This is a genomic window from Bradyrhizobium sp. LTSP885 (assembly GCF_000938305.1).
Taxonomy (GTDB): Bacteria; Pseudomonadota; Alphaproteobacteria; order Rhizobiales; family Xanthobacteraceae; genus Bradyrhizobium.
On record NZ_JYMT01000021.1, the window covers coordinates 278,015 to 301,552 of the forward strand.

General features: G+C 63.6%; 23 protein-coding genes. 16 read left to right on the forward strand and 7 right to left on the reverse strand.

Annotation, left to right across the window (positions count from 1 at the left end):
• Entirely contained in the window at positions 1 to 372 is a 372-nt protein-coding gene (locus UP09_RS15255; RefSeq protein ID WP_044538999.1) for a Crp/Fnr family transcriptional regulator, read from the forward strand.
• 55 nt (positions 373 to 427) lie between these two features.
• On the opposite strand, the gene UP09_RS15260 is transcribed toward UP09_RS15255, so the two are convergent.
• On the reverse strand, positions 428 to 1,225 hold the full coding sequence (locus tag UP09_RS15260) for an N-formylglutamate amidohydrolase (protein WP_044539000.1): 798 nt from the start codon (positions 1,223 to 1,225) through the stop codon (positions 428 to 430).
• Positions 1,226 to 1,328: 103 nt separating this feature from the next.
• Between UP09_RS15260 and UP09_RS15265 the strand changes: the two genes are divergently transcribed.
• Genes UP09_RS15265 through UP09_RS15275 form a run of 3 tightly spaced genes read left to right on the forward strand, consistent with a single transcriptional unit; the run spans position 1,329 to position 3,452 of the window.
• On the forward strand, positions 1,329 to 2,228 hold the full coding sequence (locus UP09_RS15265) for a transglutaminase family protein (RefSeq protein WP_044539001.1): 900 nt from the start codon (positions 1,329 to 1,331) through the stop codon (positions 2,226 to 2,228).
• Positions 2,229 to 2,230: 2 nt separating this feature from the next.
• Entirely contained in the window at positions 2,231 to 3,043 is an 813-nt protein-coding gene (locus tag UP09_RS15270; protein WP_044539002.1) for a transglutaminase-like domain-containing protein, read from the forward strand.
• A gap of 10 nt (positions 3,044 to 3,053) precedes the next feature.
• Positions 3,054 to 3,452 (forward strand): gamma-glutamylcyclotransferase family protein, encoded by a 399-nt coding sequence (locus tag UP09_RS15275; protein ID WP_044539003.1) that lies wholly within the window; start codon positions 3,054 to 3,056, stop codon positions 3,450 to 3,452.
• Here UP09_RS15275 and UP09_RS15280 read toward each other — a convergent pair.
• Positions 3,449 to 4,003: a chlorite dismutase family protein gene (locus tag UP09_RS15280; RefSeq protein ID WP_044539004.1), complete on the reverse strand. Its 555-nt coding sequence runs from the start codon at positions 4,001 to 4,003 to the stop codon at positions 3,449 to 3,451. The two genes, UP09_RS15275 and UP09_RS15280, sit on opposite strands and share 4 nt — an antisense overlap.
• A 276-nt stretch (positions 4,004 to 4,279) precedes the next feature.
• Between UP09_RS15280 and dnaG the strand changes: the two genes are divergently transcribed.
• Together dnaG and rpoD are read left to right on the forward strand one after the other, a co-directional pair.
• Positions 4,280 to 6,307 (forward strand): DNA primase, encoded by a 2,028-nt coding sequence (gene dnaG, locus UP09_RS15285; RefSeq protein ID WP_044539005.1) that lies wholly within the window; start codon positions 4,280 to 4,282, stop codon positions 6,305 to 6,307.
• Between the two features lie 250 nt (positions 6,308 to 6,557).
• The gene (gene rpoD, locus UP09_RS15290) at positions 6,558 to 8,690 is read left to right on the forward strand and encodes an RNA polymerase sigma factor RpoD (RefSeq protein ID WP_044539006.1); all 2,133 of its coding nucleotides are present in this window, start codon (positions 6,558 to 6,560) and stop codon (positions 8,688 to 8,690) included.
• Positions 8,691 to 8,948: 258 nt separating this feature from the next.
• Here the strand turns inward: rpoD and UP09_RS15295 are convergent, their stop codons facing one another.
• A complete protein-coding gene (locus tag UP09_RS15295; RefSeq protein ID WP_044539007.1) occupies positions 8,949 to 9,185 on the reverse strand; it encodes a hypothetical protein in 237 nt (78 codons plus the stop codon).
• A 395-nt stretch (positions 9,186 to 9,580) separates the two neighbouring features.
• Between UP09_RS15295 and UP09_RS15300 the strand changes: the two genes are divergently transcribed.
• From UP09_RS15300 to UP09_RS15315, 4 genes are all read left to right on the forward strand, one after another.
• Positions 9,581 to 9,991, forward strand: coding sequence for an ester cyclase (locus UP09_RS15300; RefSeq protein WP_052833103.1), 411 nt, complete (start codon positions 9,581 to 9,583; stop codon positions 9,989 to 9,991).
• Between the two features lie 58 nt (positions 9,992 to 10,049).
• Positions 10,050 to 11,024: a DUF817 domain-containing protein gene (locus UP09_RS15305; protein ID WP_245301967.1), complete on the forward strand. Its 975-nt coding sequence runs from the start codon at positions 10,050 to 10,052 to the stop codon at positions 11,022 to 11,024.
• A 54-nt stretch (positions 11,025 to 11,078) separates the two neighbouring features.
• Positions 11,079 to 11,885, forward strand: a complete 807-nt coding sequence (locus UP09_RS15310; protein WP_044539199.1) for a lytic murein transglycosylase — start codon at positions 11,079 to 11,081, stop codon at positions 11,883 to 11,885.
• A 192-nt stretch (positions 11,886 to 12,077) separates the two neighbouring features.
• Positions 12,078 to 12,926: an FRG domain-containing protein gene (locus UP09_RS15315; protein ID WP_044539008.1), complete on the forward strand. Its 849-nt coding sequence runs from the start codon at positions 12,078 to 12,080 to the stop codon at positions 12,924 to 12,926.
• A 184-nt stretch (positions 12,927 to 13,110) separates the two neighbouring features.
• On the opposite strand, the gene UP09_RS15320 is transcribed toward UP09_RS15315, so the two are convergent.
• Positions 13,111 to 13,971, reverse strand: a complete 861-nt coding sequence (locus tag UP09_RS15320; protein WP_044539009.1) for an SDR family NAD(P)-dependent oxidoreductase — start codon at positions 13,969 to 13,971, stop codon at positions 13,111 to 13,113.
• 170 nt (positions 13,972 to 14,141) lie between these two features.
• Between UP09_RS15320 and UP09_RS15325 the strand changes: the two genes are divergently transcribed.
• The 5 genes from UP09_RS15325 to UP09_RS15345 all read left to right on the forward strand — a co-directional run bounded on the left by UP09_RS15325 (position 14,142) and on the right by UP09_RS15345 (position 18,709).
• On the forward strand, positions 14,142 to 14,546 hold the full coding sequence (locus tag UP09_RS15325; protein WP_044539010.1) for a response regulator: 405 nt from the start codon (positions 14,142 to 14,144) through the stop codon (positions 14,544 to 14,546).
• 79 nt (positions 14,547 to 14,625) lie between these two features.
• Entirely contained in the window at positions 14,626 to 15,519 is an 894-nt protein-coding gene (locus UP09_RS15330) for a dienelactone hydrolase family protein (protein WP_044539011.1), read from the forward strand.
• Positions 15,520 to 15,539: 20 nt separating this feature from the next.
• Positions 15,540 to 16,151, forward strand: a complete 612-nt coding sequence (locus UP09_RS15335) for a LysE family translocator (protein WP_044539012.1) — start codon at positions 15,540 to 15,542, stop codon at positions 16,149 to 16,151.
• Between the two features lie 630 nt (positions 16,152 to 16,781).
• The gene (locus tag UP09_RS15340) at positions 16,782 to 17,993 is read left to right on the forward strand and encodes a GGDEF domain-containing protein (RefSeq protein WP_044539013.1); all 1,212 of its coding nucleotides are present in this window, start codon (positions 16,782 to 16,784) and stop codon (positions 17,991 to 17,993) included.
• A 95-nt stretch (positions 17,994 to 18,088) separates the two neighbouring features.
• Positions 18,089 to 18,709: a peptidoglycan recognition protein family protein gene (locus tag UP09_RS15345; protein ID WP_044539014.1), complete on the forward strand. Its 621-nt coding sequence runs from the start codon at positions 18,089 to 18,091 to the stop codon at positions 18,707 to 18,709.
• Between the two features lie 99 nt (positions 18,710 to 18,808).
• On the opposite strand, the gene UP09_RS15350 is transcribed toward UP09_RS15345, so the two are convergent.
• Both UP09_RS15350 and UP09_RS36345 read right to left on the reverse strand, forming a co-directional pair.
• Positions 18,809 to 19,954, reverse strand: coding sequence for an acyltransferase family protein (locus UP09_RS15350; RefSeq protein ID WP_082070136.1), 1,146 nt, complete (start codon positions 19,952 to 19,954; stop codon positions 18,809 to 18,811).
• Positions 19,955 to 19,987: 33 nt separating this feature from the next.
• Positions 19,988 to 21,076: a helix-turn-helix domain-containing protein gene (locus UP09_RS36345; protein WP_052833104.1), complete on the reverse strand. Its 1,089-nt coding sequence runs from the start codon at positions 21,074 to 21,076 to the stop codon at positions 19,988 to 19,990.
• A 395-nt stretch (positions 21,077 to 21,471) separates the two neighbouring features.
• Here UP09_RS36345 and UP09_RS15360 point away from each other — a divergent pair, with 395 nt between their 5' ends.
• Positions 21,472 to 22,332, forward strand: coding sequence for a L,D-transpeptidase (locus UP09_RS15360; RefSeq protein ID WP_044539016.1), 861 nt, complete (start codon positions 21,472 to 21,474; stop codon positions 22,330 to 22,332).
• A gap of 155 nt (positions 22,333 to 22,487) precedes the next feature.
• Here the strand turns inward: UP09_RS15360 and rpoH are convergent, their stop codons facing one another.
• Positions 22,488 to 23,384 (reverse strand): RNA polymerase sigma factor RpoH, encoded by an 897-nt coding sequence (rpoH, locus tag UP09_RS15365; RefSeq protein ID WP_044539017.1) that lies wholly within the window; start codon positions 23,382 to 23,384, stop codon positions 22,488 to 22,490.
• Positions 23,385 to 23,538 lie beyond the last annotated feature (154 nt).

A 23,538-nucleotide genomic window follows, 5' to 3' on the forward strand; every position in this document is an offset into this window, starting at 1 on the left:
ATGGCGGCCGATGCGAGCTTCAGCGTCTTGACGGGGAATGATGTCGAGACGCGCAGCGTAAAAGCAGGCGACGTGATTTTTCGCGAGGGGCAACCGGCCAACGAGCTCTTCGTCATCAGGAGCGGTCAGGTTCGCATTCAAGTCGGCAACAGAGCCATCGCCGAGCTTTCGACTGACAACATCTTTGGCGAAATGGCGCTGATCGACAGCGAGCCAAGGAGCGCGACTGCCATCGCAATCACCGACGTCGAGCTTGTGCCGATCTCCGAAAAGCAATTTCTCTTCCTCGTGAGTCAAACGCCCTATTTCGCGCTCAAGGTCATGAGGACGCTCGCACAGCGACTGCGGGTGATGAACAAGGGCTTCGCCTGACGCTTCCTGCGAAAGCCAGGAAGGTGAATATGGCCGCCGATCCTCCGATAGGCGCCTAGATCAACGCTTCCTTGCGCAGCGTCGTCTCGATCTCGGCAAGAATCCGCGCCAGCCGATCGGCCCATGCCGTCTCGCCGGCCTGGTCGGAGATCAGGTCCTGGCGGATCTCGATGCCGGAGTTCATCAGGCCGCGCCTCTCGCCATGCACGGGGATCGTGTAGTCGGTCTCGTCGCTGACTGCATAGGGCTCGTTGTCGCCGACCACGAGTTCGCTCTCGTTGCGCAGATGTTTCAGGAGCAACGGCGGCAGCACCGTGTCGCGTTGATAGAGCGTGCCGATGTGCCAGGGCCGCGCGATGCCGGCATAGACGGGCGTAAAACTATGCAGCGACACCAGCACCGTCGGCATGCCCAGCTGCGCGCGGGCGTCGATGATCTCATCGATGCGGCTATGATAGGGATCAAAGATCTGCGCGCGGCGCGCTTGCGCGTCGTCGCGCGACAGGCCTTCGTTGCCGGGAACCGTCGTGGCTTCGCTGATCAGCGGGATCGAGGTTGCGACATGCGGCGGGCGGTTGCAGTCGATCACGAGCCGCGAATAGCGCTGCGCGACCAGATGCGCGCCGAGCTGGTCGGCGAGCAGCGTGGCGACGCCGGCGATGCCGATGTCCCAGGCGATGTGCCGCACGAGCTCGCTTTCGGGCAGGCCGAGATCGCCGAGGGCTGCGGGAATCAGCCGGCCATAATGATCGCAGGTGAACAGGAACGGCGAGGAGCTGGCGGGATTGCGTTCGAGAACCGGCGGAAGGTCGGTCTTTGCGAGCGGAAAAGAAGGATCAGCGACGCGATTCAAGGGGCTTTTCCTCAGTTTTGCCTATTCAGGCGGCATGCCGGTCTGGAAATGAGCAGCATTCCCTATAGATTAGAGTGTCCGAAATAACGATGATTGTTCGACGATGCCGCTACTGACGATCCATCACAAGACCGTTTATCGCTACAAGCGCCCGGTGGCGTTTGGCGAGCACCGCATCATGCTGCGCCCGCGCGACAGCCATGATCTGCGCGTGCTCGGCAGCGAGCTCGTGATCGATCCGCAGCCGATGTTGCTGCGCTGGATCCATGACGTGTTCGGCAACAGTGTCGCGATCGCGAATTTCGACGAGCGCGCCGACGCGCTGTCCTTTGTCTCGACGGCGACGGTGGAGCACAATCCGGCCGATAACTTCGCGCTGACGCCGGACGAACCCGCCTATTTCTACCCGTTTCTCTATGGCGATGAAGAACTCCCCGACCTGCAGCAGTTCATCACGCCGCAATATGGCGATCCGAACGGCGAGCTGTCGGCCTGGGCGCGGCGCTTCCTCGACGTCGTGTCGCCGACGCCGACGTTCAATATCCTGAGCGACATGACGCACGGCATTCGCGAGAGCTTCAAATATCGCAAGCGCTTCGAGCACGGCACCCAACATCCGCTCGACACGCTACGGACCAAGTCCGGCACCTGCCGCGACTATGCGCTGTTCATGATCGAGGCGCTGCGCCGGCTCGGCATCGCCGCGCGCTTCGTCTCCGGCTATCTCGCCAGCGCCAGCGACAGCGCACACGGCTATGTCGGCGGCGGCTCGACGCATGCCTGGGTGCAGGTCTACCTGCCGAGCGCGGGCTGGATCGAGTTCGATCCGACCAACGGCATCGTCGGCACCCGCGACCTGATCCGCGTCGCGGTGGCGCGCGATCCGCGCCAGGCGGTCCCGCTGCACGGCGTCTATCTCGGCCCGGCGGATGCGTTCCTGCGCATGGACGTCGACATCAACGTGGTCTCGGTCGGCGAGGACGCGGAGCGGGAGACCGCCTGACGATGCAGATCAAGGTCGGCTTCGAGATCACCTACACGGCGGCGCAACCGACGCCGATGGTGATCATGCTGTCGATCCATCCGTCGCGCTACGCCGACATCGTCGGCACCGAGCATATCGTCACCGTATCAGGCGTGCCGATCGGCTTCTATCGCGACGGCTTCGGCAATGTCTGCGGACGCCTGGTGGCGCCAGCCGGCGACGTCACCTTCCGCGGCGAGGCGCTGGTGCGCGATTCCGGTCTGCCTGATGTGGTCAATCCGGCCGCGCAGCAGGTGCCGATCGAGCAATTGCCAGACGACTTGCTGCTCTATCTGATGCCGAGCCGCTATTGCGAGACCGACAAGCTGACCGACATCGCGTGGTCGCTGTTCGGCGCCACGCCGCCCGGGTGGGCGCGGGTGCAGGCGATCGTGGAGTTCGTGCACAACCACGTCACCTTCGGTTACGAGCACGCCCATCACATGAAGTCGGCGCATGACGTCTACGAGCAGCGCGCCGGCGTCTGCCGCGACTTCGCGCATCTGGCGCTGACGCTGTGCCGCTGCATGGGCATTCCGGCGCGCTACTGCACCGGCTATCTCGGCGACATCGGCGTGCCGCCGGATCCCGCGCCGATGGATTTCTCCGGCTGGTTCGAGGTCTATCTCTCCGGCCAGTGGTACACCTTCGACGCCCGCCATAATCACCCGCGGATCGGCCGCATCCTGATGGGCACCGGCCGCGACGCCGCTGACGTCGCGCTCACCACCAGTTTTGGCCGCATGACGCTGGCGAAATTCGTCGTCGTCACCGATGAAGTGGCGGCGGCCTAGGATTGCTCCCATGATCTCCGATCTTCTGTTCGTCTACGGCACGCTGATGCGCGGCTTCGACCATCCGATGGCGAAGTTGCTTGCCGCCAATGCCGATTTCCTCGGCGAGGCGCAATGCCGCGGCCGGCTCTATCTGGTGAAGCACTATCCGGGCCTCGCCAATTCGGCTGATCCCGCCGACATCGTGCATGGTGAATTGTTCCGCCTGCGCGCGCCCGAGGTAATGCTGCGTGAGTTCGACATGTATGAAGCCTGCGGCGAAGGTTTTGCGCCGCCGACCGAATATGTCAGGGAGATGCTGCCGGTCACGCTTGCCGACGGCAGCGCGGGTAAGGCGTGGACGTATATCTACAACTGGCCGGCGACGGACTTGCCGCTGATCGAGTCAGGCCGGTTCCTGCAGCACTAGTCTTCCCTGATCACGCGGACGTCGACCTCGCGCTCGACATAGGTCCATTCTTCGGTGGCGCGCAGCGTGCCGACCAGCTCCTCGAACAGGCTGGCGTGCTCGGGCGCGAATTCGAACCAGGTCAGGAAGTCGAAGGACATGCCCAAGTCGCGCGAATGATAGAGCTGGCGGGCGATCGCCGGCAGATATTTCATGGTGCCCGCGATATGGTGCGACTTGTCCTCAAAAATCTTGCGCCGCTCCTCCTGGGTCAGCTCCCACCAGGCGGCGTTCTTCCGGATCGGGATCAGCGCCGCATGCGTCGCGTCGCTGTGGCCGAGCCCGGCCTGCACGGCGGTGAGCTGCTCCCTCTCCGCTTTCTCGGTGTAGCGCAGATGGCTGGCGACGCCGGCGAGCCGCCACGAGGTCTGCGACGGCAACAGCGGCAGCGCGATCGCCTCGCTCGCAACGATCGAGAGCGCCGCCACCTTCTGCAGCGTCTCGCCCTTGACCCGCGCGACCGAAGTCACCTTCCAGCCGCCGCTCTGCCCGCCTCTGAATGTCGTGAACATGGCCCCATCCAAGCGCGGAACCGGGGAGGGGGCAAGCCGTCTCCGTCATTCCGGGGCAGCGCGCAAGGGCTGAGCCCGGAATCCATGGACCAACGATGTGGATGAATGGATTCCGGGCTCGATGCGGAGCCTGTCATCGGGCCGCGCGTTGCGCGGACCCATTGGCGTCGCCCCGGAATGACGGGGGTGTGAATAGCCGGGAGAAGACAGATAAATTTGATATTCCGAGAGTTTCCTCACTATATCGATGATCGGTTCACGCTGACCTTGAGCCCCATGCGCTTTACGCCCGAATTCCTCGACGAGCTGCGTGCCCGGCTTCCGGTTTCGGAAGTCGTGGGCAGGCGCGTCAAGCTCAAGAAGGCCGGGCGCGAATATAAGGGCCTGTCGCCGTTCCAGCAGGAGAAGACGCCCTCCTTCTTTGTCAACGATCACAAGCAGGCGTGGTTCGACTTCTCGTCCGGGAAGAACGGCAACATCTTCGACTTCCTGATGATAACCGAGGGTGTCTCGTTTCCCGAGGCGGTCGAGCGGCTGGCGGCGATGGCGGGCCTGGCGCTGCCGGCGGCGACCCCCGATGCCGCGCGCCACGAGCAGCGCCGCCGCACGCTGCACGATGTGATGGAACTCGCCGCAAAATTCTTTGCCGACACGCTGGCCTCGCGCAACGGCGCGAAAGCGCGCGGCTATCTGGCCGATCGCAGCATCACGCCGGCAACGCAGCTCCAGTTCCGCATCGGCTACGCGCCGACGGATCGCTTCGCGCTGAAGGAGCACCTTGGCGCACAAGGCATTTCCACCGAAGACATGGTGGAGGCGGGGCTTTTGGTGTCCGGCGAGGACAAGCCGGTGCCGTTCGATCGCTTCCGCGACCGCGTGATGTTTCCGATCACGGACGTCCGCGGCCGCGTCATCGCCTTCGGCGGCCGCGCGCTGGAGAAGGACGTTCCGGCCAAATATCTGAACTCGCCGGAAACCCCGCTGTTTCACAAGGGCGACAATCTCTACAACCTCTTCACCGCGCGCCAGGCCGCGCATGACGGCGCGCCCTTGATCGTGGTCGAGGGCTATGTCGACGTCATCGCGATGGTCACCGCGGGTTTCCCCGGTGCCGTCGCGCCGCTCGGCACGGCGCTGACCGAAAACCAGCTCGCGCTGCTCTGGAAGATGGCGGACGAGCCGATCCTCTGCTTCGACGGCGACCGCGCCGGGCAGAAGGCGGCGTATCGTGCCGCGGACCTCGCGCTGCCGCAGCTTAAGCCCGGCAAGAGCCTGCGCTTCGCGCTGCTGCCGGAGGGGCAGGACCCCGACGATCTGGCGCGCTCCGGCGGCCGCGGCGCGATCGAGGAGGTGATCGGTGCGGCGCGTCCGCTCGCCGACATGATCTGGTCGCGCGAGATCGAGGGCGGTGGTTTCAGCACGCCGGAACGCCGCGCCGCGCTGGAGGCCCGGATCGGCGACATGACCAACGGCATCCGCGACGAGGTGCTGCGCCGCTACTACCGCCAGGATATGCAGGAGCGTCTGAAGCGCACCTTCGCCCCCGAGAGCGGGCGCGGCGGTTATGGCCAAGGAAATTACAGCGGCAACAACAGAGGCAACAACAGAGGCAATTTCGGGGGCGGCTCTGGCCGCGAATCACCCCGCCAATTCGTCCCCCGCGGCTCCGGCCAGGGCGGCCGTTTTGCCCAAAAGAGCACCGCGTCAGGGCTGGCCGGCGGTCCCTACCAGGCGGCGAGCGCCCAGCTTGCCAACAGCCCGATCATGCGCGGCCAGCGCAGCGCGATCTCCCGCCGCGAGGCCCTGATCCTGGAATCCCTGATCAACCATCCCTGGCTCTTGCACGACCATCTCGAGGAGGTGGCCGCCCTCGAACTGGCCCATCCCGAGGCCCACAAGCTGCGCGCCGGCATCATCGCGGCCTTTGCCAACGACCATCACCATTCCCCCGACGAGGACGAACAGGCCGAGAAAATGCGCGCCGACCTCGAGGCTGGCGGATTTTCTCAAGTCCTTCAAAGGGTTGAGCGAGCGATCACGACCCAGGCGGTATGGGGCGCAAGAACCGGCGCGGCGCGCGAGGATGTTTTATCGACCTGGCGCCAACTCGTTGCCTTGCATCAGAAAACCCACGCCTTACTTAGGGAAATGAAGGACGCGGAAGTGGCTTTGGCTGAAGATTCCAGCGAAGCCAATCTGGCATGGTTGCAGGATATCCAGGCCCGGATGGCAGAAGCCGATGGGACCGAGGCCCTGATCGAGGGGTTCGGGGAATTGTCAGGCCGGTTCCAGCGCAGTGTCTGATGAAAAAATGATGCGGACGGCGTGAACCAAACCTGCGAAAAGACTCGCCAATACCATGGTTTGGCTGCAAAAACAGGGTTAAGCGAAACTTAATAGCCTCGCGGCTATTTGCAGATGGAAACCATCGAGACGGATGACGGGGGTGGCGATATCTGCGCCGCCCTTTGTGCGTCGAGAGCAAATTCTAGATTTTGTGCGGATGTGCGTGCGTGGCGCCATTTTGCACGACCGCGTTTCGGGAGCTTAGTGAATGGCCACCAAGGCAAAGACGCTGCAGGTTAAGGACAAGGAAAAAGACGACAAGGCAGCGGATACGCCTGAAAAGGATTCCGCCGACGCGCCGTCGCCGTTGCTCGACCTGTCGGATGCCGCGGTGAAGAAGATGATCAAGCAGGCCAAGAAGCGCGGCTTCGTGACCTTCGATCAGCTCAACGAAGTGCTGCCCTCCGACACCACCTCGCCCGAACAGATCGAGGACATCATGTCGATGCTCTCGGACATGGGCATCAATGTCACCGAGGCCGAGGACACCGAGGGCGAGGACGACAAGGACGACGCCGACGACGAGACCGACAACGAGCTCGTCGAGGTCACGCAGAAGGCCGTCACCGAGGTCAAGAAGTCGGAGCCCGGCGAGCGCACCGACGATCCCGTGCGGATGTATCTGCGCGAGATGGGCACCGTGGAATTGCTCTCTCGCGAGGGCGAAATCGCGATTGCCAAGCGCATCGAGGCCGGCCGCGAGGCGATGATCGCGGGCCTCTGCGAAAGCCCGCTGACCTTCCAGGCTATCATCATCTGGCGCGATGAGTTGAACGAAGGAAAGATCTTCCTTCGCGACATCATCGATCTCGAAGCGACCTATGCCGGCCCCGAATCCAAGGGCGGCATCAATCCGAACCTGATCGCCGGTCCCGGTGCCGATGGTGCAGCTGCCGAGGCCAATGGCAACGGTGCCGACGCCGCCGCGCCCGCGCATGTCGCGCCGCCCGCTGCTCCGCCGTCGCCGACCCCGTTCCGCGCCGTGCCTCCAGGTGCCGCGCCCGAGGGCGAGGAGAAGGATCCGGCCGAGGCCGCCGCCGAAGCCGACATGGACGACGACGAGTTCGAGAACCAGATGTCGCTCGCCGCCATCGAGGCCGAGCTGAAGCCGAAGGTGGTCGAGACCTTCGACAAGATCGCATCCGAGTACAAGAAGCTGCGCCGCCTGCAGGAGCAGGACATTGCGAACCAGCTGCAGAGCGAATCGCTGTCGCCCTCGCAGGAGCGCAAGTACAAGAAGCTGAAGGACGAGATCATCGTCGAGGTGAAGTCGCTGCGCCTCAACCAGGCCCGCATCGATTCGCTGGTCGAGCAGCTCTACGACATCAACAAGAAGCTGGTCTCGTTCGAGGGCCGCCTCTTGCGCCTCGGTGACAGCCACGGCGTCGCGCGCGAGGATTTCCTGCGCAACTACCAGGGCTCGGAGCTCGATCCGCGCTGGCTCAACCGTGTCTCGAAGCTTTCGGCAAAGGGCTGGAAGAACTTCGTCCATCACGAGAAGGACCGCATCAAGGATCTGCGCCACGAGATCCAGTCGCTGGCCGCGCTGACCGGGCTCGAGATCGGCGAATTCCGCAAGATCGTGCACGGCGTGCAGAAGGGCGAGCGCGAAGCCCGCCAGGCCAAGAAGGAGATGGTGGAAGCCAACCTCCGTCTCGTGATCTCGATCGCCAAGAAGTACACCAACCGCGGCCTGCAGTTCCTCGACCTGATCCAGGAAGGCAATATCGGCCTGATGAAGGCGGTCGATAAGTTCGAATACCGCCGCGGCTACAAGTTCTCGACCTACGCCACCTGGTGGATCCGGCAGGCGATCACCCGCTCGATCGCCGACCAGGCCCGCACCATCCGCATCCCCGTGCACATGATCGAGACGATCAACAAGATCGTGCGCACGAGCCGCCAGATGCTGAACGAGATCGGTCGCGAGCCCACTCCGGAGGAACTCGCCGAAAAGCTCGGCATGCCGCTGGAGAAAGTTCGAAAAGTCCTCAAGATCGCAAAAGAGCCGCTGTCGCTCGAGACGCCTGTGGGCGACGAAGAGGATTCTCACCTCGGCGACTTCATCGAGGACAAGAACGCGATCCTGCCGATCGACGCCGCGATCCAGTCGAACCTGCGCGAGACCACCACGCGCGTGCTGGCCTCGCTGACCCCGCGCGAAGAGCGCGTGCTCCGCATGCGCTTCGGCATCGGCATGAACACCGACCACACGCTGGAAGAAGTCGGCCAGCAGTTCTCGGTGACCCGCGAGCGCATCCGCCAGATCGAAGCCAAGGCGCTGCGCAAGCTGAAGCACCCGTCGAGGAGCCGGAAGCTGCGGAGCTTTTTGGATAACTGATTCTCGGATCGGCGTGCCTGGGCTCGACCGGGGCATCCATCGAGACGAGTGCGGCGGGNNGGCGAAAGCCCGCCGTTTGTTTTGGCGGGTCACCGCCATTTCCTCGTCATTCCGGGGGGCGCGAAGCGCGAGCCCGGAATCCATTAAGCCGCAGGTTTCGTGGATGAATGGATTCCGGGCTCGGCGCTACGCGCCGCCCCGGAATGACGACGGGATAGCGTTAGGTAGACGAGCCAAAGGGCGTAACCGCCCGCGTCGCTACTTCTTCTTCGCCCCAACCCGCTCCAGGCTCTTGATTTCGAGCGGCGGGCGGCCGGATTTCTCGGCGATTTCGCGGTCCTGCTCGTGGATGAACGCGCGCGCCGGCTCGTCGCCGTCGAGCCCGCCGAGCAGCTCAGAGGGCACGCGGCGGTTGGACCGCTGCGAACCGTCTTCATAGAAGACGTTGAAGAAGGCGAACTCGCCTTTGGGATTGGTCCCGGGTTTTTTCGGCATGCGGGCTTGTCCCCGATAGCGGCGGCGCTGTCAAAGCAAATTACGCGGGTTTTGGCGCCGATCTGCTCTGCACGGCCGGCTCTTGCGAGGTGGCAGCGGCAACGGCCGGTCCGTCTCGACGCGGCGGCGGCCCGATGCGCTTGGCCAACCAGGGCGCGTCGCGCGACGGCGTGCGCCGTCGCTTGCATGCCACCGACGGAGCGCCTGTCCCACCCCAGCCCGGTTTCGCATCGGGTGCGATCCGAACGGCCGGCGAAAGCCCGCCGCTCCTTCCACTTTGCCGCAGCGAAAGTCCCTGACTTTCTGACCATCGTCACTTGCGCGGCGACCTGCGATTCGCGTATGAGGCGCATCCTGCCTTTTCTGCAACTCACATTTTGAGAAGCAATCATCCGATGTCCAACGCCACCCTCGACGCCAACAAGGCGCTGGTGCTCGCGCATTGCGAGGCCGTGACCAACCGCCAGGATCCCGACGCGATCCGCGCCCAACTCACGACCGACTTTTTCGACCACGCCTCGGGCAAGATGATGAGCGCCGACGAGGTGAGCGCGCATTCGGCGCTGCTGCATGAGAGCTTCGCCAATTTGTCCGTCGTCGCCGAATGCCTGGTCGCCGAACGCGACATCGTCGCCGGCCGCTTCATCTGGCGCGGCATCCACCGCGGCCCCTGGCGCGGCATCGCGCGGACCGGCAAGCACGTCGAATTCCGCGGCATGACGTTCTGGCGTGTCCGCGACGGCAGGATTTGCGAGCGGTGGGCTGAGATCGATTTTGCGGAGGCGGAGCGACAGCTCACGACCTGAGCAAAATCTGCAAAACTCCGCCCCGCTTCGACCGTGATCCGCCGCCACTTTCGTTGGCGTGCATCACCCCCTGAAGCGACAGCCCGATCGTCCTGAACCCATCGCGAGTGCTGCGGCCAACTGGCCGCCGCTGCGTCGCTTCATCGCCGGCGAGCATCGTCTTGGCCTGGTCATGGCCCAGCGGCGCTCGACATTGGCGCTTTACGAATTCCTGCGCTTCGGCGTGAAGCAGGCCTGGGCCTGCCTGTTCGGCGGCATCGCGGTGGCGCTGATGATCGGCACCTGGCGCTACTATCCAGCGAACGCTCCGCTTGCGCGCTACGATTTCCTGTTTCTCTGCATGCTCGCCGTCCAGGTCGCGTTGCTCGCGGGACGGCTCGAGACCTGGGAGGAGGCGAAGGTGATCCTGATCTATCACCTCGTCGGCACCGCGATGGAGATCTTCAAGACCTCGGTCGGCTCCTGGATCTACCCGGACCCGAACTTTTTCCGAATCGGCGGCGTGCCGCTGTTCTCGGGCTTCATGTATTCCTGCATCGGCAGCTACATCTGCCGCTGCTGGCGGCTGTTCGACTTCCGCTTTACCGGCCATCCGCGCCGCCTCAGCCTGATCGGGCTCAGCATCGCGATCTACGTCAATTTCTTCAGCCACCACTACATCGTCGATCTGCGCTGGCTGCTGTTCGCCGCGGCGGCGATCCTGTTTTTCCGCACCAAAATCTATTTCAAGGTCTGGCACGTCTACCGCTCGATGCCGCTGCTGCTCGGGCTGGTGCTGGTGTCGCTGTTCATCTGGTTCTCCGAGAACATCGGAACCTTCACGAAGACCTGGCTCTATCCGTCGCAGCGGCTCGGCTGGTCGATGGTCTCAATCGACAAGCTTGGCTCCTGGTTCCTGCTCCTGATCGTCAGCTACACGCTGGTCAGCCTCGTCAATGCGCCGAGGGAGCGGGCGGTCTGTAATGACCGAGCCGATCTGCGGCGGCGGGATGCTGCGGATGCTCCGGTCGGGGCATCGGTGCCGACGCTTTGACTGCATCGTTTCCCCCGTGGCATGATCGGCGACGCGAAGCAGGGGGAATTTTGTATGCTCAGGTGTCGTTTGGCAGTTCTCATCGGCGCCTTGCTGCTCGCCACACCCTCCTACGCCGCCCGCTGCGGCGGCAATTTCAACACCTTCGTCCAGTCCATCTCGCAGGAAGCCGCCAGCGCCGGTATCTCGCAGGACGTGATTTCGCAGGCGCTCGGCGGCGTGACGGAGGATGGCAGCGTGCTCGCCTTCGACCGGCGGCAGCGCTACACCTTCAACAAGACCTTCGAACAGTATGTCTCGACCCGCGTCGGCCCCGGGCGCATCAATGGCGGCCGCGCGCTGTTGCAGCGCCACGCCGCGCTGCTGGCGAAGATCGAGGCGCAGTACGGCGTGCCGCGCCAGATCCTGGTCGCGATCTGGGGGCTGGAGACTGATTTCGGCAAGGGCGACATGGGCAAACTGCCGGTGTTTCGCGTGCTCGCCACCATGTCGCACGATTGCCGCCGCACCGACCTGTTCCAGGGTGAATTGCTCGCCGCGCTCAAGATCCTGCAGCGTGGTGACCTCCGCCTCAACGACATGATCGGCGCTTATGCCGGCGAGATCGGCCAGACGCAATTCCTGCCGTCGTCCTACATCAAGTATGGCGTCGATTTCGACGGCGACGGCCGCGTCGATTTGCGCCATTCGGTGCCCGACGTGCTGGCGTCCACAGCGAACCTGCTCCACACCAGCGGCTTCAAGATGGGCGCACCCTACGGCGAAGGCACTCCGAATTTCGAGGCGATGCGCGAGTGGAACCGGGCCGTGATCTATCGCAAGACGATCGGGTATTTTGCGGATCAGTTGATGGGGCGGTGACGGCGTTAAGCCGTCATCCCGGGGCGCGCCTTAGCGCGAACCCGGGATCTCGAACCACATATTCCGCCGTCATTCCGGGGTGCTCGAAGGGCGAGCCCGGAATCCATCGGGCCGCATCGCGTGTTGCGAAATGGATTCCGGGTTCTCGCTTCGAGCACCCCGGAATGACGGGATGAGAGTTCGGGGACTCCCATGGAAACGATCGGCACCGAAAAGATCTGGTCGTTCTTCGACCGCAGGGGATGCCAGATCGCGAAGAACGCGGCTATCAGGCAGGGGCCGGGCCATCGCGTCGGCTCCTACCTCGAGCTCGCCACCAAGATCGCCGAGCTGCAATTCCTCAACCGGGACCATGTGCTGCTGTTTCGCGGCCAGGGCGCCGACTTCAGGAACGTCAAGCGCAACTCGTCGCTGAAGCCGACGCTGTTTCGCAGCGGCCGTGGCAATCCTGATAGCGCAACGCTGGTTGCGCGGTTCGCGGCGCTGGCGCGTGCCGAGCCAATCCTGATCGCGGAGTATGCCAAGGCAAAGCTGCTCGGCGTCGAGCGGCTGAAGCGGCATCGCATCCTGCGCTGGTCGATCCTGCAGCATTACGAGGTTTGCGAAACGCCGCTGCTCGACGTCACCCATTCGCTCCGAATCGCGGCCTCCTTTGCCTCGCTCGCCGGGACTGCGACCGCCTTCCTCTATGTGCTGGGCGTGCCGAATTTGAGCGGCGCGATCACCGCGAGCGCCGAAGCCGGCCTGCAGATTGTCCGTCTCTCCAGCGTCTGCCCGCCTTCGGCGGTGCGGCCGCATATCCAGGAGGGCTATCTGCTCGGCGAATACCCTGACATGGCCGGCTACGAGCAGAAGGAAAATTACTTTCCATACGAGATGGATTTCGGCCGGCGGATGGTCGCGAAGTTCTCGTTCACGCCGGCCTCGTTCTGGAAGAACAATGATTTTCCGCGAGTGTCGAAGACCGCGCTCTATCCGTCGGAGAAGAGCGATCCGCTGTATCGGCTCGCGCTCGGCGTGAAGAAGCAGCTGGGCGGATGATTTCTCTCCTCCTGTCATTCCGGGGTATGACGCACAGGTGGCGCAACAAATTCGGTGTCGTCCCGGGCTTGACCCGGGACCCATAACCGCAAATGCGAATTGTTTTGCGATGCTGGAGCCACGGCCTTCTTCAACAACACAACCCTGTGGTTATGGGTCCCTGCTTTCGCAGGGACGACACCGGCTATTTGGCGCCGGTCGCAGCCGCCACCTTCGCCGTCGCCTTCTCGATCTGCCGCTGCATCACCTTCCAATAGGTGCCGGGACGGAAGCGTTGCAGCAGGTCCATGAATCTTGCGTCATTGCCGATCAGGATGCGCGGCTGGTTCCTTTCGATGCCGGCGATGATGCGCAGTGCGGCCGCGGTCGGCGTGGTCCTGGCCAGCGCGTCGAACCGCTCGATCGATTGCACGCGGCGGGCGTTGTCGGTGACGCCGCTGCCGGTGCGCGAGTTGCGCGCGATGTTGGTGGCGACGCCGCCGGGATGCACGACCGAGAGCTTTACCGGGCTGCCCGTTATCGCCAGTTCATGCCGCAGGCTTTCGGAGAAGCCGCGGACGGCGAATTTGGCCGCGCAATAGGCGCTCTGGCCGGGCGGCGCGACGATGCCGAAGATCGAGGAGATGTTGACGATATGGGCCTCGCGCTGCAGCGCCAACTGCGGCAGGAAGGCGCGCGTGCCGTGCACCACACCCCAGAAATTGATGTTGAACAGCCACTCCATCTGCGCCTGCTCGATCTCGCCGAACTGGCCGAGCAGAGCGACGCCGGCATTGTTGATGACGATGTTCAGCGCCGGATGCGCTGTCACGGCGGCTGCCGCGAACGCCGCGATCTCCGTGGGCTCGCTAACATCGACGCGGTGCACGCTGACCTTGCGCTGGCTCGTTTTGCCGATTTCGGCGGCGAGCGCCTGCAGGCCGGCCTCGTCGCGATCGGCCAGCGCGAGGTCGCAGCCGCGCAACGACAGTTCAAGCGCAAGCGCGCGGCCGATGCCGCTGGCGGCTCCGGTCACGGCGGCGGCGGATCCACGGATCGCGGTCATTGGTTCAGCTCGGTCATTAGTTCAGCTCCTTGGGAACAAGAGAATAGTGCCTGTTCCCGTGCTTTTCTCAGATTGGAACCGAACCATCCAGCGATTTCGGCCTTAACCCAAGTGACTTTACCAAGTGACTTTGCCCAAGGGACATTTGCACTGACAAAAGAGAGGTGACGATGGGACAATCGAAACCGTTTCGCGCCAAGGCGCTGATCGTTGAGGACGACCCGATGCAGCGTGAGATGATCGGTCTGCTGCTGGAAGAAAGCGAGTTCGACGTCATCACCTGCGAAAGCGCGGAGGCGGCCGAGCTTGTGCTACAGGATAGCGGCGACAAGGTCGGATTCATGATGACTGATGTCGAACTGGCCGGCAACATGACCGGCGTCGAGCTCGCGCATGCGGCCAAGCGATACAACCCCAACCTCGACGTCATCGTCACCTCGGGCCGGCCGTTGCGGCAGCGCCTGCCTGACGGCGCGACGTTCTGGGCCAAGCCCTGGGCGCCGCTGGATGTGATTCGCGCTGCCGAGATGAAGGCCTCGGCGTTCAACGAGGGAAGGGGATGCCGATCCTCATAACGAACTTGTCAGCGCGGGCGGTCGTGGCGGCGCCGGTACGCCGCTTCCGCGGGCGCTGATGGCGTGATATTTCCGGCTGATGTCCCGCCTGTGGTCGCTCATCGCGCTTGTTATGGTCATCCCAGCGTTCGCGGCCTCCGCCGCGACAGCGCAGACGACGGTCAATTTCCCTTCGCTCGACGGCGCGACCGACCTGATCGGCCACCTCACCCGCCCGGAAGGCGATACGCCGCGGCCGGCGGTGGTGCTGATGCACGGCTGCTCCGGCCTCAACGACAAGAAGGGCCGCATCTTCGGCCTCTATCGCGCCTGGGCGCGAGCGCTCGCGGTGCAAGGCTATGTCACCCTGATCGTCGACAGCGCGACGCCGCGCGGCCTGGGCCAGACCTGCTCGCGCGGGCCCGACAGCCGCAGGATGTGGCGCGACCGGCCGAAGGATGCCTATGGCGCGCTGCAATATCTGCAGGGACAGACCTTCGTGAAGGCCGACCACATCGCCCTGATGGGCTGGTCGCAGGGCGGCGGCGTGACGCTGCTTGCGATCAACGACAAGAGCATCGGCCGTCCGGTCACGCTGGCGCAGGATTTCGGGGTCCAGAACTTCAGGGTCGCGGTGTCGTTCTATCCCGGCGCCTGCGCCGATCAGTATCAATCAAAGCCGTACACGGACGTGGAGCCTGATAGCTGGACCACCAAGGTGCCGCTGCTGGTGCTGATCGGCGAGGCCGATGTCTGGACGCCCTACAAGCCGTGTTCCGACTTCATCGCGGCGGCAAAGGCGCGCGGCAATCCGGTCGAGCTGAAGAGCTATCCCGGTGCCGTGCACGCCTTCGATGCGCCCAATCTGCCGCGCAAGGAGCTGCCGGAGTATCAGATGCGCGACGGCGCGATTCCGGTGATCGGGACCGACCCCGAGGCGCGCAAGGATGCGTTCCCGCGCGTGCTGGACTATCTGAAGCAACATCTGGACTGAACGACACAGGGGATCTTGAGATGACGCTGTCCTTCCTGCTGACGACGCTGATCGTGGTCGCCTCGCCCGGCACCGGAGTGCTCTACACGCTGGCGGTGGCGCTGACGCGGGGCTCAAAGGCGAGCGTGGCGGCGGCGTTCGGCTGCACGCTCGGGATCGTGCCGCAGATGGTCGCGGCGATGCTCGGGCTTGCCGCCATCCTGCACACCAGCGCGGTGGCGTTCGCGGCGCTGAAATGGTGCGGCGTGGTCTATCTGCTCTACATGGCCTGGCAGGCGCTGCGCGAGCGCGGGGCGCTGTCGGTCGATACCGAGGTCAAGCCGCGCTCGAGCGGGCGGGTGATCGTCACCGCCATCCTGATCAACATCCTCAACCCGAAACTGTCGATGTTCTTCCTGGCCTTCCTGCCGCAGTTCATCGCGGTCGACGAGGCCCATCCGCTGGCGCGGATGGCCGAGTTGTCCGGGGTGTTCATGGCGATGACCTTTGCGGTGTTCGCCATCTACGGACTGTTCGCGGCCTCGGTGCGCGATCGCGTCATCACCCGGCCGAAGGCGATGGCGTGGCTGCGGCGCAGCTTTGCCGCCGGCTTTGCCCTGCTCGGCGCCAAGCTCGCCTTTGCGGAGCGCTGACCGCGCGCCGTGCGGAGGACGCAAGCAATAAAAAGCAGGCAATAAAAAAGCAGGCCTTGCGCCTGCTGCTTTCGAGATCTCATTTTCCGGACTGGGTGCCCGGGCAGGGCAAGAGCCGCTACCCGGGCGATGTCGGTTTACTTCTTGGCCTTCTTCTTCTTGGTGGCCTTCTTCGCCTTCTTCGCCTTCTTCGCTTTCTTAGCCATAGTATCCTCTCAGGGTTAAATGGATTGAACGCGACTCCGAGGCATGCTTGGCGGAGGGCCAGCCTCGCAACATCCTCAATAACAAACTCAGCAGATTCGCAGGCTGCTGCCGCGTGCTGTCACGCCGCTGTCATCACGTTATCCACAGCTGTTATGCATTTTCGGTACCTTTTCGCGAAGTTCGTCACGACATCAGCAAAAGCGTGAGCGTCCGCGTCATGCTTAACGTTGCGCAAACGTCGCGTGCGCGGTCTTCATCAATTCAAAACCACAGCATGGATTGGCGGGCGGCGGGTCAGAGTCCGTTAAGCGGCGCGGCCGCATCTTGTCGGCAAGACAACGGGGATTGTCGTCGGAGGAACGCCCTAAGGGCGGGCGGATCGATAACAGGGGAGGCGAGGCCCGAAGGGCTCGCACGAAAGCGATGTTGAGCGTTCCGACGCTTTGGACGGTGTTCGTTGTCAATTTTCTCGCGCTCGGCCTGATCTGGGCCTATGTGACGCGCAGCTATCCCACATTCGGCGCGGCCCGGTTCTGGACGGCCTCTGCTTTCGCCGCGGCCGGCGGCGCCGCCTGCGCAATGCTCCGCGTGGTCATGACGGACTCGCTGCTGCCGCTGCTTGTCGCGGGGACGCTCATGGTCCTTGCCGCCTGCCTTGCCGAGATGGGTGTCAGGTGCTTCTACGGCCGGCCTGTGAGCTGGCGCGGGACCGTGTTGATCAGCGCTCTCGCCTTCGCCGGCCTCGGTATCTTCATCTTCGCCTATGACAGCATGCCGATGCGCATCGTCGTCTATACGGCCGCGCAAGTCGTGCCGATGGCGCTGGCGGTGAAGTTGTTGCTGGCGCCCGAGAATGGACGCGTCTCCCCGGGTGCCCGGCTGGCTGCGATCGTTGCCACCATGATCATCGGCATCTATGGGCTGCGCCTGGTCGGCGCCCTGGTGCAGCCGGGTGAATTCTCTTACGTTCGTTTCAATGCCAGCCAGTCGCTCGTCATCCTGGTGCTGGTGTTCCTGTCGATGGCGCTGAATTTCGGTTTCCTGCTGATGGCGATAGACCGGCTGCGCAACGAGGTCGCCGACCTCGCGCTGCTCGACGACCTCACCGGCGTCGGCAACCGCCGCCATCTGCTGCAGCGGCTCTCCGAGGAATGCGCGCGCTCCGAGCGCAGCGGCGAGACGTTCGCGCTGCTGGTGATCGATCTCGACGGCTTCAAGGCCGTCAACGATACCCATGGCCACGCCGCCGGCGACGCCTGCCTGCAGCATTTCACCCTGATGGCGCAGACCCGGCTGCGGCCGGGCGACATGCTGGCCCGCACCGGCGGCGACGAGTTCTGCATCGTGCTGCCGTCCTCGACGCTGCGCGAGGGCGGAATGATCGCCCGACGCGTGCTGGAAGTCGTCCGCGCCGACGCCGAGCAGTGCACCGGCAACGACATTCCGATCGCGATCTCGATCGGCGTCGCGCAATGGAGCCGCGAGATCGGCCTGCATCCCGACCGGCTGATCGCCGCCGCCGACCACGCGCTCTACGACGCCAAGAAGGGCGGCAAGAACGGCTACGCGACCTACGAGCCATCAGCGCCGGCGCTGGCGCCCGACATGGTCGAGCTGCTGCGCAGGAGCGCGTGAGCGTGCTAGAGCATGATCCGGAAAAGTGGAGACCGGTTTTCCGACGAGATCACGCTCCAACAAAAGCTAGACGTCGCGGCACCGGATCTCTCCGCATGACGCTTCGCCTCTTCGCCGCGATCCTCGCGTTCGCGCTGTCTTCCCCCGCCTTTGCTGAAACGGCCGACCTCGCCAGCATGGCGCGCGCGAAAGGAACGCCCGAGATTCCCGGGCTGAAGATGGTCTGGCTGTCGCCCTGGGGCGACGTCGCCAAATCCCACCCCTGGCGCAACATCATCGTGCACCAGACCGAGGGCCCGGCCGGCTCGGCGCGCAATGGCGCGGCGGAGCAGCACAAGAACCCGACCCGGCGCGGCGTCATGGTCTGGGTCGAAACCGACGGCACGGTCTATTGGGCCGTCGCAGACGACCTGGTTCCGACCCACACCGACGGCGCCGATCGCAACGACAACAAATACATCGACAACAGCAAGACCTATCACCAGGTGAACAAGGACACCTCGATCGGTGTCGAGTTCGCCGGCAATTTTCCCGACGTCACCCGCGGCCCGACCGAGGCGCAGGTCGCCGCGTGGCGGGTGCTGGTGAAGGTGCTGCGCGCGCGCTATCGTATCCCGCTCGACCGCGTCTATGCCCATAACTGGATCGACTTCAAGGACGCCCGCTATTGCGAGGGCTGCGCGCTGGCGACGATGGCGCGGGAGTGGGGCGATTAGGGCGCGTACTCATTAAAATCCGGGACGCCCGCTTTCGAGGACGAAGCGGAAACCTGACCCGACCTCAGGGATATCGTCGTCTGACCCATTAGCCGACGTTCAGAGAACAGCGCGCAAACCAGGTGTTCGCTGGGCCACAAACCCGACAATGAGAAAGCTTGCCAGGATGCCGCCCAGACTGGCGAGCGCGAATTTGAGGCCGATGGAAGCAGGTAAAAAGTGCAGCAAACGCGTAATCGCGACTAAGATCGGCGCGTGCAAGACGTAGACGCCAAACGCATTGCGCGTGAGGAAGCGAGCGATGGGTCCTTGGCTGTCAAAGCGGTCTCGGTAGAGGACGATTGCCCCTAACGAGAGAGCAAGACAGGTGAATGAGCGCCAGGCGTCGATGCCGGCAGCCTGCCAGTGCCAGCCGCCGCCATAGGCGGACACGTCGCCGCTCATGGCACCGCCCGCAGCGACCAGGACGATCCACATCGCACCACCAACCCAAAGGCCATTCCACAACCAACGCCTTCCGACACGTGATGGTATCTGGCGCAACCAGTCACCTTTCCATGCGGCAATTCCGGCAGCATACATGAGTGGGTATTGCGGAAAGTCGTGTACATCGATGTTGAGAACAGTCGTCGCGTTCGGAAAAGTAGCGCCGACTAGAAAAGTCACGATGGCAATCAGGGCCGCGTAACCTAACACGGCCCCGGCCGAAGGCGGATGCCGCGGAGCGAACTGTATCGGGCGCGCCTGGCACAGCACGGCGTAGGCGGCCGAGAACAGGAGAAGTACAAGGCAGAACCATAGGGGTCCCGAGCCATCGAGTAGTTCCCCTGAACGAAGGTGCAGCCACCAGTCCTGGATGAACGTTCGCGGCGGGTTCGACCGCCACGACCCTGCGACGAAATATTCGGTCAGCGGACCGATCAAGGTCATATAAAGCAGCAATGGCAGGCCAAGTCTTTGTAGCCGCTCGCGGATGAAGCTGCGGACGCCATTGCGTGCAACGGCGCCGGCCGAAAAGAAGCCTGCTATGCCGAAAAGCAAACCCATTGCCACCGCGTGCTGGAAGGATTGATAGGCAGCGAAGGCAATCTTCGCTCCGATACCCAGTTCGGGATGCTCACGGTAGTACCACGCGCCAAAAGGCGAGTAGGTCACGGCCGCGTGCATGACGACGACCATGCTGATCGCTGACCAACGCAGGTTGTCGATATATAAAAGGCGATGGCTCGGCCTCTCTCCAGGCATGACCTGTCCTCCGGTTTGCGCCGGGATCAGGCCTTATGCCGAGGTCGGGGTCTTGCCGGAAGTTGCGTCCGACCTGGCCGATTCTGGCAAAATATGGCCGATTGCGGAATCGGCCAGTGCGCGACGGCGGAACTGAGTAGGCGTTTGGCCGGTTTGACCCTTGAAGGCGCGATTAAATGGACCGATCGATCCCCAACCGGCATCGAGGGCGATGGTGAGGACCGGGACGCGCGATTGCGCAGGATCAGACAACGCCTCCCGCGCCTCCTTCAACCTGTGCTCGTTCACGAAATCAGTGAAGTTCCGATAGCCGAGGCGCTGGTTGATCGTTCGCCGGAGACGATATTCAGGCACTCCCAACTGCTCGGCCAGTCGATCCACCGAGAGGTCCGAGTCGCGGTAGGCACGGTCTTGCTCCATCGCCCGCCGCAGCCGCTCCGCCAGTTGGCGCTCCTCAGCGCTCATTTCCGTTGCCGCGATGGGGATAGTAAGGCCCCCTCGCGCGGCCGGCGCCGGTTCAAGCGTTGCCTCAGGCATGACAGCACGCAGACGTATCATAGCGGCGACTATGGCCAAGCCCAGCACGGCCGAGAGACCGGGGAGCCAGCCGACGCCGGCTGCGTCGAGCATCGTTGTTGCCAGAATTACCAGACCCACAGCGCAGGCGAAAATGATCCTGAAGCGTCGTCGCCCCTCAACCAGGTCTGCTTTACGCCCTGCAAGTACCCGCGCGGTTTCGACGACGACCACGATCAGCGTCACAGCATGCGTCGCATTCCACGCCAGGCTTGAGCCGGATAAGGTTGCCACGCCTGCGAGCGGCAGGAGAGCAACGAAGACCGCCCACCGCCATCGCGTCGACTGGGAATCATCAAAGACTGTCTCGGCCCACGCAACGAAAACGCCGGCGATTGAGTTGCTGAGAATCCGCAGTGGAATGATCCACCAGACCAGCCCCTCGTGTATTCCGGGAGCTGTTTCGATGAGGAATGCTATTACGCACAGGTCGAACAGCAGTGTGGCGCGACCGATCGGTGATCGGAGCGTGCCAGGAAGACCAATGATCGCAAGTAGGCCGAACAGCGCCAATGCGCCGCCTCGGAACCCGGTTTCGAGCAGCATTGGCGAACCTCCAATGCTTTTCTGGCTTGAACAATAACCGGATGCAAGGCCTCGAGACACTGCGAGAAGCCGATTGGTGCATCGATGTGCTTCTGACCGTCCGGTGCGTGTCGAAGCATCATGCCAAAAACCAGCTTCGTGGGATGGGTAGAGCAAAGCGAAACCCATCAGCCTTGTGCCGCGCGGTGGGATGATGGGTATCGCGGAGCCTGTCATCGGGCGCGCATTCGCGCGACCCGTTGGCTCCACCCCCACAGACTCTCAACGCTTGCGTTGCGGAACAAGAGCTGGCGTTAACGACATCAAACGATTTCCAGCCGAAGCGAAATCGCTTCGAAGCTTGTTAAAACTTGCTGGATACCTCTTCCAGGCAAGGGATCAGGGGAAGAGAAGATATGGGCAAGCGGGCCAAACGTGGGAAGACAGGGACGCTCGCAGTGCCGGTGGTCGGAAGGATCGCAATTGGCGCCGTGGCCGCGGCCGCGTTAGGGTACGGTTTGCTGTCGCGCCCGGCGAGTCTTCAACCGATACGGAAGCCGTCCACGCACCAGGTTCAGGCACCGTCGCCGCCAACTCATGTACCGCCTCCGGTTCTTGCATCAGCGCCGCCTCCGGTTCCAATCCCGGTCCCGGCGCCTCGGGTCGAAACACCAAAAGCCACCGAGGCTCCCGGAAAGTTTGTTCGGCAGGTGGTTGACTACGTCAGCCACCAGACGCCAGGCACCGTCGTCATCGATACCGGAAATACATTCCTCTATCTCGTTCTGAACGACCAGCAAGCGATGCGCTACGGCATCGGCGTCGGCCGCGAAGGGTTCGCATGGTCCGGTGAACAGACCGTGGCGCGCAAGACAGAATGGCCGGATTGGCGTCCGCCTGCGGACATGCTTTCGCGCCAGCCTTATCTGCCGCGGTTCATGGCAGGCGGTCCCACCAATCCGCTCGGCGCTCGCGCGATGTATCTGGGCGAGACCGAATATAGAATTCACGGCACCAACAAGCCCGATACGATCGGGAAGCGGGTGTCGTCCGGCTGTATCCGGCTGACCAATGAGGACGTCACGGACCTTTATGAGCGGGTGAAAGTCGGAGCGAAGGTGATCGTGCTTCCGGCCGCCGATGCCAGCCGACCATCGCAGGGAGCGCCGCCCGACGCTGCCTCCCGATCACCGGATGGCGCACCGCCGTCGAACCGGCCGCCGGCAACCAACGCGCAGGTGCAATCATCTCGACCGAAGATGGCCGAGGCCGAGTGACTCAATTCCTCTGTCCTGCGTCTGCAACTGCAGGCGGATTAGTGGGTTCAGGCAGCTTCGTAGGTGGGTATCGCTGCGCTCCACCCATCCTGCAGACAAAAACAAAAAGCCGGCGTTGCCGCCGGCTTTCGTATCACTTGGTGGTCGCCGCGCGTTTAGTGCGCGGCTTCCAAAGCTGCTTCCTGCCGGGCGATCGTGCCCTTGACGGCCGACTGCACCTTCTCGAAGGCGCGGACCTCGATCTGCCGCACGCGCTCGCGCGACACGCCGAACTCGGCGGCGAGGTCTTCCAGCGTCATCGGCTCATCCGCCAGGCGCCGCGCCTCGAAGATGCGGCGTTCGCGCGGGTTGAGCACGCCGATCGCACCATTGAGAGCCTGCCGGCGATGATCGAACTCTTCGCTTTCGGCCATCACGGCTTCGGCGTTGGGCGAGTTGTCGACCAGCCAGTCCTGCCATTCGCCGGCTTCGCCGTCGTCGCGGATCGGGGCGTTGAGCGACGCGTCACCGCCGAGGCGGCGATTCATGTCGACCACGTCCTGATCGGTCACGCCGAGGCGCTTGGCAATCAGCTTCACCTGGTCGGGGCGGAGATCGCCCTCTTCCAGCGCGGAGATCTTGCTCTTCGCCTTGCGCAGGTTGAAGAACAGCTTCTTCTGGTTCGCGGTGGTGCCCATTTTCACGAGCGACCAGGAACGCAGGATGTACTCTTGTATCGACGCCTTGATCCACCACATGGCGTAGGTGGCGAGACGGAAGCCCTTCTCGGGCTCGAATCGCTTCACCGCCTGCATCAGGCCGACATTGCCTTCCGAGACGACCTCGGAGATCGGCAAGCCGTAGCCGCGATAGCCCATGGCGATCTTGGCCACGAGCCGGAGATGGCTGGTGACGAGTTTATGCGCCGCGTCGCGATCGTCATGCTCGCGCCAACGCTTGGCGAGCATGTACTCCTGCTGGGGTTCCAGCATGGGGAACTTGCGGATCTCGGCGAGGTATCTTGAAAGACCGGATTCTCCATTGAGAACCGGTAACGTAGCTGTACGGGCCATTCGTGCGCCCTCCAGTGGTTCAGGCCCCCGATAGCGGCGGGCCCGGCAGGCGGCCGCTGTGTTAAAGCCGGCCGTGCTGCGATGTTCCGCGTTGGATATTCAACGCAGGTGCAACATACACCAAATGGGCGCGAATAGGGAAGGATTGCTGACG